This window comes from Microbulbifer sp. ARAS458-1 (assembly GCF_045348205.1).
Taxonomy (GTDB): domain Bacteria; phylum Pseudomonadota; class Gammaproteobacteria; order Pseudomonadales; family Cellvibrionaceae; genus Microbulbifer.
On the sequence record NZ_CP155838.1, the window covers coordinates 2,568,069 to 2,579,958 of the forward strand.

At 57.2% G+C, this 11,890-nt stretch carries 11 protein-coding genes; 10 read left to right on the forward strand and 1 reads right to left on the reverse strand.

The features are described from left to right. Window positions 1-38: 38 nt before the first annotated feature. The 10 genes from gspG (at window position 39) to AAFH99_RS10600 (ending at window position 8,337) form a co-directional block, all read left to right on the forward strand. Complete coding sequence (gspG, locus tag AAFH99_RS10555) at window positions 39-467, forward strand: type II secretion system major pseudopilin GspG (protein WP_043316346.1); 429 nt, start codon at window positions 39-41, stop codon at window positions 465-467. 20 nt (window positions 468-487) lie between these two features. Then, a complete protein-coding gene (gspH, locus tag AAFH99_RS10560) occupies window positions 488-1,090 on the forward strand; it encodes a type II secretion system minor pseudopilin GspH (RefSeq protein WP_406827704.1) in 603 nt (200 codons plus the stop codon). Then, window positions 1,080-1,469 (forward strand): type II secretion system minor pseudopilin GspI, encoded by a 390-nt coding sequence (gene gspI, locus AAFH99_RS10565; protein WP_051686899.1) that lies wholly within the window; start codon window positions 1,080-1,082, stop codon window positions 1,467-1,469. The genes gspH and gspI overlap by 11 nt, the downstream gene beginning before the upstream one ends. A 7-nt stretch (window positions 1,470-1,476) precedes the next feature. After that, window positions 1,477-2,289 carry a type II secretion system minor pseudopilin GspJ gene (gspJ, locus tag AAFH99_RS10570; RefSeq protein ID WP_051686898.1) on the forward strand — a complete coding sequence of 271 codons (813 nt, stop codon included), beginning with the start codon at window positions 1,477-1,479 and terminating at the stop codon, window positions 2,287-2,289. Beyond that, a complete protein-coding gene (gene gspK, locus AAFH99_RS10575; RefSeq protein ID WP_231491511.1) occupies window positions 2,286-3,338 on the forward strand; it encodes a type II secretion system minor pseudopilin GspK in 1,053 nt (350 codons plus the stop codon). The genes gspJ and gspK overlap by 4 nt, the downstream gene beginning before the upstream one ends. Next, window positions 3,339-4,700 (forward strand): type II secretion system protein GspL, encoded by a 1,362-nt coding sequence (gene gspL / locus AAFH99_RS10580; RefSeq protein WP_406827705.1) that lies wholly within the window; start codon window positions 3,339-3,341, stop codon window positions 4,698-4,700. It abuts the gene before it with no gap. Between the two features lie 21 nt (window positions 4,701-4,721). After that, window positions 4,722-5,210 carry a type II secretion system protein GspM gene (gene gspM, locus AAFH99_RS10585; protein ID WP_043316343.1) on the forward strand — a complete coding sequence of 163 codons (489 nt, stop codon included), beginning with the start codon at window positions 4,722-4,724 and terminating at the stop codon, window positions 5,208-5,210. 215 nt (window positions 5,211-5,425) lie between these two features. Then, on the forward strand, window positions 5,426-5,695 hold the full coding sequence (locus AAFH99_RS10590) for a hypothetical protein (RefSeq protein WP_043316342.1): 270 nt from the start codon (window positions 5,426-5,428) through the stop codon (window positions 5,693-5,695). A gap of 173 nt (window positions 5,696-5,868) precedes the next feature. After that, window positions 5,869-6,075 (forward strand): DUF2788 domain-containing protein, encoded by a 207-nt coding sequence (locus AAFH99_RS10595; RefSeq protein ID WP_043316341.1) that lies wholly within the window; start codon window positions 5,869-5,871, stop codon window positions 6,073-6,075. 57 nt (window positions 6,076-6,132) lie between these two features. Then, on the forward strand, window positions 6,133-8,337 hold the full coding sequence (locus tag AAFH99_RS10600) for a response regulator (protein WP_043316340.1): 2,205 nt from the start codon (window positions 6,133-6,135) through the stop codon (window positions 8,335-8,337). Between the two features lie 93 nt (window positions 8,338-8,430). On the opposite strand, the gene AAFH99_RS10605 is transcribed toward AAFH99_RS10600, so the two are convergent. After that, window positions 8,431-11,580 (reverse strand): TonB-dependent receptor domain-containing protein, encoded by a 3,150-nt coding sequence (locus AAFH99_RS10605; protein ID WP_406827706.1) that lies wholly within the window; start codon window positions 11,578-11,580, stop codon window positions 8,431-8,433. Window positions 11,581-11,890 lie beyond the last annotated feature (310 nt).

The window sequence follows — 11,890 nt, forward strand, 5'->3', positions numbered from 1 at the left end:
CAGTGGTGCCAACGGATTTTGAACACGCGAGGTGAGAAATGAAAAATTTGCGTAAGAGCCAGGGATTTACCCTGATTGAGATCATGGTGGTGATCGTGATCCTCGGCGTATTGGGTGCGCTGGTCGTGCCCAATATCATGGGGCGTACCGGGGAGGCTCGAATCAAGGCGGCCACCGTTGATTTGCGTGCCATCTCCTCCCAGCTGGACCTGTACCGCATGGATAACTTTGTCTATCCAAGCTCCGATCAGGGCCTAGAAGCACTGGTAACCAAACCATCCGGTTTTCCCGAGGCCAAAAACTGGGTTGAACCCTACCTGAAGCGCGTGCCCAAGGATCCGTGGGGCAACGAGTACCAGTACATCAGCCCAGGCAGCAGCGGTCCCTACGATCTGTTCAGCCTGGGTGCCGACGGCAAGCCGGGCGGTGAAGGTGAGGCCGCGGATCTGTTTGCTTCCGAGCTGTAAGCCCGGAGACTGATTTCGTTATGCGTGTGCCGTCCCGCCGCCAACGGGGGTTTACCCTGATCGAGTTGCTGGTGGTGATTTTCATAATCGCTACCCTGGCGGGCATGGCGACGCTCTCACTTCGCAGTACCGATAGTCGAAATTGGACCGGAGAGGTCCAGCGGCTGGCAAATCTGCTGCAGTTGGTGGCTGACCGCGCATTGATCGATAAATCCCACTACGGTGTGGTATTCGAAGATGATCGCTATCAGGTTGTCCGCTATGACTCCTCCGCGCTGAGATGGCAGGAAATCGATGTCGCCGGTGTGGCCAAGACCTCCAGTGCCGGTCGGTTTATGTCCCATGAGCTGCCATCCAATATGCGTCTTGAAGTGCTCTCGCAGGCAGAACTTCCCGGTGCGGACAGAAACAGCAGTTTTACGCCCAGCGGCCGCTCTAATAGCGACAAAGACGATAAAGAAAAAGAGGTAAAGCCTCAGTTCGCGGCCCTGTCCAGTGGTGAAGTATTGCCGGTGGAAGTGGCATTCTTTCTGATGCGCGATGGCGACGTGGCTCGCGGCGCGGTCATTTCCTATAGCAGTCTCTACGGTATGCAGCTGGAGTGGCGGACCGATGACTACTAAGCGGCCCACGCTGCGAGCCCGGTCTGAATCCGCGCGTGGATTTACCCTGGTAGAGGTGCTGGTTGCCCTGGTGATTTTTGGGGTGATCGCCGCGAGCGTACTGAAAACCATGCAGGATAGCGTGCGACAACAGGCTGCACTGGAAGAGCGCCTTACCGCGAATCTGGTGGCGCAGCAGGCGCTGGCAGAGATTCGCCTACGCACCGACTGGCCTCCCTTGGGTAAGAAAACCGAGCGGGTATTACTGGCGGAGCGGGAGTGGGAGGTCACCGCGGAGGTCAAGTCAACCAGTGAACCGCGCATGCGGCACATCATCGTTCAGGTGGGGTGGCCGGACAAATCGCCGCTGCTTACCATCGATTCCTGGGTGGCGGAGTAACATCACTATGCGGCTCCCAACCAATCCCCACAAGCTGTCGAATCGGACCCAGTCAGGCTTTACCCTGATTGAGGTTACGGTAGTGCTGGTGATCGTCTCCATCATCGGCATCGGCTCCTATTCCCTGTTGGAAACTTTTTTTACCACTGACCGCGCGTTGAACGCCCGTGCCGACGAAATGCGCCGCCTGTCCATGGCCATGTATCGGCTGGATGATGACCTGCGACAGTTTACCGCGCGGCCGGTGAAGAATGGCTACAGCGGTTACGAGCCGGCGTTTCTGGGGCTGAGTAACGAATTCGAGTTCACCCGCCTTGGCGCCGCGAACCTCACCGGCGATCCCCGTGGCAATCTGCAGCGGCTCCATTACGGCATCGGCTATGCGGACGAGGATGATGACCGGTACGAGCAGGCGGAAGACGATACCGCGCTGCTGCTGCGCAGCCGCTGGCGAATCCTTGATCGCGGCCCGGATTCCGAGCCGGTAGCCGAGCCGGTATTGGACGGTATTATCGAGTTGAATGTGCGATATTTTGATCGGGATACCCAGACCTGGTTGGCCCAGTGGCCACCGGCTTCGTCGGGCACCACACCCGGTGCGGTGGATCTCCGATTACCTCAGGCCATCGAGGTTACGCTGTTGACCCGGACCGGCGGTGAGATGCGTCGACTGTTTTCCCTTCCGGAATATACCGTTGTTTCCGCAACCGGTAGCAGCGGTGGCAGTTCCGGGGGTGGCGACGATGATGACAGCTCCGGTAGTGGTGATGACGACCGCGGCAGTGACAGCGGTGATGGTTCGGACGAGGAGCGCCAGTGAAACCCTCTTCCTATTCTGAAAACACTCGCCACCGACTTTCCAGAGGGCTGCTGCGCGATCAGCGGGGTGTGGCGCTGATTACCGTACTTCTGGTGATGGTTATTGCAGTGGCGGCAGTGACGCACGCGGTGACTCGTAACCGCCTGGCGATTTCCCGTACCAGTGCCATTCTCGCCAACACCCAGTTGGCGGAGTTCGTACACGGCGCCGAAGCCTGGGCGAAAGTGACTCTCGAGAAAGACTTTGAAGAGGATCGCGAAGCCGCTAATGCCAGTGACAATCTACATGAGCTCTGGGCTCAGCATCAGACCGAGTTCAATCCTGGAAACGGTAAAATTCGCATATTAATCAAAGACTTACAGGGGTGTTTTAATGTAAATAATTTGACGGTTCCCGCGAGCTCAAGCAGTTCCGGGTCCGGCGGGAGTGGTACCGCGGGCAGTGGCCCCGGGCCGGTATTGCGGCGCCTGGTGAGTAATCTGGGCGGGCAGGCAGATATGGCACTGGCCATCGAGGATTGGCTTGACCCCGGTGACACACCACTGGCTTCCGGGGGGGAAGATACCGGCTACCTCGGCTTGGAACTGGCCTATCGCACACCGGATACCCTGATTACCGATGTTTCCGAACTGACTGCCGTGCAGGGTATGGAGCCTGAAGTGTGGCATCAACTGCAGCGCGAGCTCTGTGCGCTGCCGGAGGCCGGGACTCCCGTTAACGTGAACACAGCGTCTGCCGAGCTGTTATCGGCAATGTTTCCCTCCGCCGATATCGCGAGTCTTATTACGCAGCGGGAATCCGGTGTGATGTTCACGCAAATGTCCGAGCTTTCCCCGTTCAACATCTCCGGTGGGGGGGATCTGGATTTCAACAGCGCGTATTATGTTGCGCATATCGCAGTGCAGCTGGGCCTGGAGATGGGCACCGAGCATCGCCAGTATTGGGAGTCGATTCTGAAACTCGACACCACCACAGGAAAAATAAAAGTCATACAGCGCCAGCGGCGCGAATTCTCCGGGCAGTTTTTGCAGGAATTATTGGGGGTCTAATTGAGCCAGGAAGTAAAACTATTGCGGCTGCGGGAGCCCGGTGCCGGGGCCCATAGCGGTGACCAGGTGCTGGGCTCCGGGGCCGTTGTGCTTGAGTACTGGCACCAGAAGCAGTGGCAACCCGTAGCCGTTGATGAGGACTTTGTGCAGGCGTTCGCCAGCGAGGCGGAGCCAGTGGTAGCGGGTAGTGTCGACGCGCAGGTTACGGTACCCGAAGCCGAGCCGGCTCCGGGTCTATCGCTGGAGTTTGAGCCGGGTGAGCGCGGTGTTCTGCTGGTTCCCGGCACCTGGGTCTGGAATGGGCTCGAAACGGTACCCCGCGCTGCCCGCCGGCAGAGTCAGGCTGTGGGCTATATGGTCGAGGAGCAGCTGGCCGAGGACGTCGAAGATCTCCATTTTGTGTGCGAACCGGTGCAGGGTGAGCTGTGCAGCGTGATGGCGGTGGCAAGCCTCAAGCTGGCAATTCTGAAGTCGCAGTTCGAGCGGCTCGGATGGCCGGTCACCGTTGCCATCCCGGAGTACCGTCTGCTGGCGAATACGGGCGCTGAGTCGGCAGTATGGTTTGATGGAGAGAGGGTGCATTTCTGGCACGTCAGTGGGCGCGGGCTATCGGTAAACCGGCCGCTGGCGGGCGTGATTGCAGAAAGCCTGTTCGTCGCCGATGCTACTGCCCCGGGCGCTGATAGTGGTGGGGCTGAGCTTGCCATAGAAGCTTCAGATTCTTTGCCGCTGCGCGTGATGGGTGATGCAACGGAGTTGGAGCGTGCCACCCTGGAGCAGCTCGGCACCGCGAACGTGGTGGATGAAGCTCCGGAAGACCAGTTTGTGGGTACCCTGGGCACATCCGTACCCGGAAATCTGCTCTCAGGCCCTTATCAGGTGGCGTTGCAATCTGCCGAAGGCCCCTGGTGGAAGAAGCCGGCAATTGCGTTGGCCGCATGTTTTGTATTGCAACTGGTCTTTTTCGTCGGTGCGGGCACCTATTTCAAAATCAAAGCAGCGAACGCAGAGGCCGCTGCACGGGACCTGTTTTCCGAGATCTTCCCCGATGATTCTCCCAGTGCGGATCTGCGCCGTCAGATAACCGGTTACCTTAATCAGTCCAGCGGTGGCGGCGGCGAGTTCGCCGGTCAGTTACAGCAGTTGAGTTCGGTTTGGGGCGGTGCCAAGAGTGGCGAACTCAAACTGCAGTCGCTGCGCTTTGACGGCAATCGCGGGGAGCTGGTACTGCAGCTGCGCGCTGCCAATTTGGGCCAGTTGGACTCCGTCGTCAGCAAGTTGGGGCAGGGGCAGTTCAAGGCTGAGCTACTGGCTGCCAACGAGCTGGAAGAGGGCGTATCCGGCCGGATTCGTCTGCGTTAACCGCGATCACGAAGAGCGAATATGAAGCAAACATTGGAACAATGGCGACTGAAGTGGCTCGCTTTGCCGCCCGGGGATCAGCGCGCGCTGGGAATTCTGGGGCTGTTTCTCGGGCTGATGATCATTGTGTTCGGGCTGTTCAGGCCCGCCCAGTCCTATTTCGATAACGCGCGGGCCGATGCCGAGGCGGCGCAGGAGCTGGTGCAATGGATTGAGCGCCAGCGACCGCAGCTGGAACGGGTGCAGCGCGCCGGTGGTGGCCAATCTGAGGGGCGAGGGACCTTATTGCAGCGGGTAACTGCGGCGGCCGACAATCACAAAGTCACCATCAAGCGGTTTGAACCAGAGGGCGATCGACGTATTCGTCTGTGGGTGGATGAGGCGCGCTATCAGGATCTGCAGCCGTGGTTGAATACTCTGCTGCAGCAGCGCTTTACCATTCGCTCTGTCAGTGTCGATGCGTTGGCTGAGGAGGGCATGGTCTCTGCCCGCCTGACCCTGGAGCGCTGATACCTTCCTTTATTTTGACTATTCGCCCAGGTGCTGTATGCATTTTGGGCGACACTTCTTTTTTTTCTGTTGGTTTTTGCCTGGTTTTCACTTTTTTTGTCGATTATCTGGAATCCTGGATGGGCTGCAGTTTTGTATCGGCTGATGGATTTGCTCCCGGATGGCGCCATTTTCTCTCTATACTGATGGGTATTGAGAAGAAATAGAGGTCAAGCATGTTGTTGAGAAATGCCGAAGGCAACCACCTGATTGATGTGGCCGACGTGGTCACCCTGACCAATCCGTACGAACTGACCGTTGTCGGTCGATACCTGTGGGGCGAGGAGATTCAGGATCCAGAAGTGTTTGATAAAGAGCAGTTACGCTTTTTGTCGGGGGAGTCACTGCCGCGTTGCTGGCAAGACAGCCGGTATCGGGACCGCGAGGTCCGCCGTGTGAAATGTGGCACCCGTGTCGACGATAGCGACTATTATCAGGGCGCGTAAAGTGCACCCTGAAAACGGGGTATCCGCTCTTGGGGCCCGCGTTCGATCTGCCCGAAAGGTACATGGTTAAGCGTTGCGACCTCCTATACAATACGCGCCAATTTTTCGCCGGTAACACGCCGGGATAAGTGGTAACCCGGCCGCGACTGGGAATTACGCGTGGAAGAGGTGTCATGAGCTTCGAGCTGTTTGAAGAGTACTCCCTGATTGTAGGTATCGGGGGCCTGATTCTGTTTATGGTGTTTATCGTCTGGAATCTGGCGAAGGAGTCCAAGGCCGGGCGCTTTGGCACCTTTATTCTCTTCACCGCACTTGGGCTAGGCTTGCTGGGCTTCCTCGTAAAAACCGTATTGGTCGAAGTCATGGGCCTCGGCCAGTAACAGGCCATTGCAACGCCTCGACATTTCCGTCACAGGGAGCGTTCGCCGGAAATCGCTATGCCGTTATTTGATCACCCGGAACTCAAAGTCCAGAAAGATCGCCGTGTATGCCGCAATACGGATACCCGGATAGCCAAGTACAGTCGCCGTGGAATGCTGTTCACCATGGTGGCGTTTGCTATTGCCGTCGCCATTGGTGAGCTGAGAACCATCGCGCCCAAATTGGTACTTTCCCTGGCGATCGTATTGGTACTGGTCACGCTGTTCCGTGCCTATTACGTTTTTCGCTTCGATAATATTTACGCCACGGGCCCCAAACGCTGGCGCCATCGCTATTTCCTGGCCTCAACACTCGGTGCTATGTGGTGGGGCGTTATCCTGCTGAGCCATGTATTCCTTCTCGGCTTCTCACCGGCCACCCAATTCCTCTGGCTTTATACAGTGGTGTTCTGCGCCAGTGTGGCCTCGGTGTTTTCCCCCTATCACCGTTTTTTGACCTGGTTTCTGGCCGGCTCATTGGTACCCGCGGCCCTTCAGGGGTTTATGACTGCGGATATTCTCGGGGCTATTTATGGCGCGTTAACGCTGGCCTTTGTGTGGCTGATGGCGCACCAGGCTAGGCGCGAGTCGGAGAATTACTGGGATCGCGTGGCAGCCATGCAGGCATTGCAGCAGAAAGCGAGCAACCTCGCCGCCGCGCGTAAGCATTCCGAGGCCGCGGTAGAGGTGACTAATGAATTTCTCGCCAATGTCGGGCAGGAATTTCGCAGTCAGCTGTCAGACTCTTTGGGAGCCCTGGCTTTGCTGGAGGGGGATCGTCTTTCCGAGCGGCAACGGGAGTGGGTGCGACTGGCCAAGAACGCCTGCAATCAACAGCTAAAGCTGGTTGATAATGTCGGTATGTTTACCCGAGTGGCCCGCAAAGACATTCACCTGCGACGCGCGCCGTTCAATCTTGTCCGAACCATAGAGAAAGCCTTCAAGTTCGCCGCGCGCGCTGCCCAGCGTCAGCGCCTCGAGTTCAATTTTCAGATCAGTGATGAGCTGCCGGTCATGGTGACCGGCGACAACCGCAAGACCGCACAGCTGATTCGCAACCTGGTTGACTCCGCGACGGTAATCGCCGAAAGCGGTGAGCTGTGGGGGGAAGTCCTGTTTGAGCAGGTGGGGACCGAGGAAGGACAGTTGACCCTCAAGCTGGTGGACAACGGTCGCGGTGAAATCCTGCCGGACGAGTCGGAACTGTTCGGTGCATTCTCCCGTATGGACACCACCCAGGTGACCACTGGACTCGGGCTGAATATCGCCAAGGGCCTGGCGGAGGCCATGGGGGGTTACCTGCAGCTGCACTCATCTGACGAGGGCAATCGTTACCAGGCGGTGATCAAATTCGAAATCGAGCCGAACCAGCGTATTTACCTGCAGCCAGACCGGCGTCTCCAGGATACCGAGATTCTGCTACTGCATCAGCGCGGCCTGTTCGTGGGTGGTATCGTGCAACAACTGAAGTCGTTTGGCATGGAGGTGTCCTGCGAAGTCTGGGATGACGGCAGTACCGCGCCCATGGATGAGCTGCTGCAGTTTATGGAGCGCGGGCAGCTGGTGGTATTGGCACCGGCGGCTGGGGATGTGCAGATGTTGAGTGGCGTAACCCAGGTGATTACTTCAAATAAGGCGGAAGGTACCAAATTCCCCCTGTTGTGTCTGGGAGGTTATGGGCACAAGCTGGAGTTTTCACCGCTGGCTGCGGCAGACCCTGAGGCGCAATATCTGGCCCGTCCGGTGACGCGCAAAGAGTTTCACGATGCGTTGGTACTGCGATTGTTCGGTGGTCAGAAAAAAGCCAGCCGGCGGGTGGTCAGCCAACAATCTGCAGTGCCCCGCAAAAACAACCTGTTACTGATCGAGGAGTCTCGACAGCACCAGGGGGTGACCGAGGAAATGGTGCAGGCATTGGGGTATCAGGTGCAGGTGGTTCCGTCCGTCGAAGAGGCACTGCTGTTGCTACCGGAGAACAACTTTGACCTGTTACTGGTGGATTGCCAGCAGAACACTGGTCACAGCGCGGAGATTATCGAGCAGCTGCGGTTGTGGGAAAGCGAATATTCCACCGACGATCGCTTGCCGATTGTTGCATTGACCAGTACCACGGAAGAGCAGTTTGAGGGACGTTGTCTGGCAGCGGGAATGGACGATTTCCTTACCAAGCCGCTGAGTAAAGACAGTCTGGCGGAGACACTGGAACGTTGGCTCGGCGAATAAGCTCATCGCGAAGCAGTTAAAAAAATGGCCTGTCATTGACAGGCCATTTTTTGTTTTGCGGAGCCGTAACTTTCCGGCTCTGCAGGGGCTGGATCAGAAGTTGTATTTCAGGCCCAGCTTCACACGCCAGGTAGACTCAGCGGCCTCGAAACGGCTGTAGTTGCGCGAATCAAATCCGCCGAACGGTTCGTCGTAAACGTACTGCCCGTCTTCATTGACTTCGAAATCGAACAGTTTGTTCTGCGGGAACTCCAGATCGTATACCTTACCCCAATCGTCATTCAGCAGATTGGCAAAGTTATCGATGGTCAGGTACACCAGGCCGCGGTGCTCCGGCATAAAGCCTGGGACTTCCTGGCTGATTGCCAGATCCATGGTGGTTACCCAGGGCATGTTGTCGGAGTATTTGTCTACAAACCCACCGGCATAACCATCGACACCGGCGGCACGGGCCATTTCCATGATTTCCGCGTAGCTCAGACCATTCTCAAAGTCCACGTTGGGGTCATCCGCGCCGGACGGGATATAGGCCAGGTACACATCGGAGTCGTCGAAACTGGCCTGATCGCCGAAGTGTGCATCGCGGTAGGAGTCCAGGGTCCAGGAGAACGGACGACCAGAGCGGCGCTCCATGAACAGGTTGAAGTTGGTGGCGTAGCCCTGGATGAACTCGGCGCGGTAGCCCAGATTCAGAACGAAGCGATGCTCGATTTCGTAGTAGGCAGTGCCTTCCAAGGGCTGGTTGCGGTTTTCGGTCACTTCGTACTGGAAGTTGGATTCCGCCGTGGAGCTGGTACCCGGATTCACTTCGGTAATGTCCTGATTGGTGTAGGACAGGTTGAAGGAGAGGCCGTTGTCAAAGGCTTTGTCCAGGGCGGTGGACCAAATGATACTGCGGCCACCATTGTCGACGTTGGTCAGCTCCAGGTCGTAGTTGCCTTCGAACTCGGTGCCATCATAGATGCTGTCCCAGATAATGCGGTCGCCGATACGCTTGCCGTTATCGACCCGCGACAGGTCGCGCCAGTACACCGCATTTTCACGATCGACGTACATGACTTCGGTGCTCCAGCTGAAGTCATCACCCACGCCCGGAATTGCAAACACATAGTCCGCAGCCAGCTGGTAGCGCCAGTCGGAAGGAAGCTCGAAGTCTGGATCGATGGTGTTGGTGCTGCCGGCACCGGGTTCCAGGGCGTCCAACGCCGCCTGAGGGACACCGGTGAAATCGACGTCGGAAGGGTCAACATCGGTGCTGTAGTAAGAATCCTTGGTGGTGCCGTCGTTGGTGTAGGCATTGGATACCCACACCAGCGGCATGCCGCCGCTGAAGCGTCCGACGCCACCGCGCAGGGTCAGGTCATCCTGAACCGCCCAGTTAAAGCCGATGCGCGGCAGGAAGATGTCGCGTCCATCCAGGTTTTCAGTGTTGCTGAAACCATAGGTTTCCACAAAATTATCGTTCTGGTTGGGGGCGCTGTCGATACTCAGGGTTTCGTAGCGCAGGCCGGCCACAAGCTCAAATCCGGCGAATGGCTCGAAGGTGGCTTCACCGTAAAGGGAGTAGGTGGTGCCATTTACATCGTAGGCAATATCATTGATGTTGTTGGTGTAGGCGTTGCTGTACTCGAGGCTGGCGACTTCGCGGTTTTCAAACGCGTCGAGGTCGTCAAAGGTCCAGGTGCCCCGTGCATCGCGGCCGTAGAGGTTGTAGTTCCAGGTGTCCTCCAGTTCTGCACCGAAGCGATACTGAACGTCCCCGGCCAGGTAGGTGCCGTGTACGCCGAAGTTCCATACTTCATTGGCCAGCACGTTGGCGTGACGGTTTTCGTCTGCACCGGCGACAATGTAACCGTCTTCGGTCCGGATGTTGATTTCCCCCCAGCTGGAGCTGGTCAGGGAAGCCTGCTCATAGTCCTTGTAGGACAGGTTCACCTCGGTGCTGAATACATCGCTCCAGTCCGAGAACAGGTGCGCGGTGTAGTAGGTGGTGTCCTGGGCCATGGTCCACAGGTTGGAGCCCAGGTTCAGGATGTCGCTGTCGTCGGTATAGTTGCGCGCAGAGCGGGTTTCCTGGGTGCTGTAGGTGAAGTCGGCGCGCTGGTTATCGGCGATATTCCAGTCCAGTTTTACCAGAACCTTTTCATCACTGTCGGGGGCTGGCGCAGATCCGGCGGTGTCACCCAGGCCGTATACATCCTGAAGAATCGCCAGGGCACGGTCGCGCTCCGCTGGGGTGACATCGTGATTGGCGAGGGTGTTCAGGTCGTAATCAAACGCGACTTCTTCTTCCCACTTCTCATAGGAAGAGAAGAAAAACAGTTTGTCCTGGACCAGCGCGCCGCTGAAGGTTGCACCGTAAGTCTCTTCTTCGTTCTCGATATCGATCTCGGTCACCGAGCCATCGGTGGGCAGTCGGTCGTCCTTGGCAGTGCCAGTCCACGGCGTATTTTCGACATAGATGCTGCCGTGATATTCGTTGGTACCGGATTTGGTCACAGCGTTAATGTTACCGCCGCCAAACTTGCCGATACGGGCATCGAATGGTGCGAAATCCACGGAGATTTGCTCAACCGCATCCAGGGAGATTGGTGGGCGGTTGGTCGGGTAACCGTTGGACTGCAGGCCGAAAGTATCGTTGATACCCACGCTGTCGATGGTGAACGCGTTGTATTTCGGGTTGGAGCCCGCGATGCTCAGCTCGGTGCCATCGGGGCTGACCACCGCCAGTGGGTTGGCCCGGATGACTTCCTTGAGATCGCGATTGAAGGTTGCAGCGGAGGAAATCTGGTCTTCACCGAAAACACTGCTGGAACCGCGGTTCTTCGACAGCAGCGCCTCTGCCGTCACTACAACCTCTTCAAGTTCATTCACTTCCACGTCATCGCTATCGAGGTCGATGGGGAGGACTAAGGGATTGCCCAGGGAAAGATAAATGCCGTTAACCGTCTCATCACCAAAATCGGACTCAACGCGCACGGTATAAGGACCACCTACACGCAGGCCGGATGCATTGAAGCGGCCAGCATTGCCACTTTCAATAACGCTCTGGGTATTGGAGGGCTGGTGAATGATGGTGAGCTTGGCATTTTCGACGGGTTTCCCCCCATCGCTGGTAACTACGCCACGAATGGCCGAAGTCGTCTGTTGCGCGCTGGCGGTCGGTGCGATTCCCAGTGCGGAGATTACCGCTGCGGATAGTAGCGCAACGGGAAAGGCGTTGCGTTTTACGGAACTGATCATGGAACTCTCCTAATGTGTACTTCTGATTGCCGTACGGGCGCACCGTATCCTCGGCATTTTTCCCGTGGGCCTGTATGTGTATCTCGTTCATAAAAGTCGCGGCCTGCAATGCAGCCGGCCGAACATTCGGCGCGCCCATTGTTGTGGAGAAGTCTTGCAGTGGAGTGAAGAAAATATTTCCGAATTGTCGCAAACGGGTGACAGATACTCTCTATCTATCGGCGCAATTGGTGGAGCAAATTACCTGGAAATAAAAGTGCAATGATGTCCGAGCTATGTCCGATGTTGAGGTAGGCGCTGGCCATGCAGG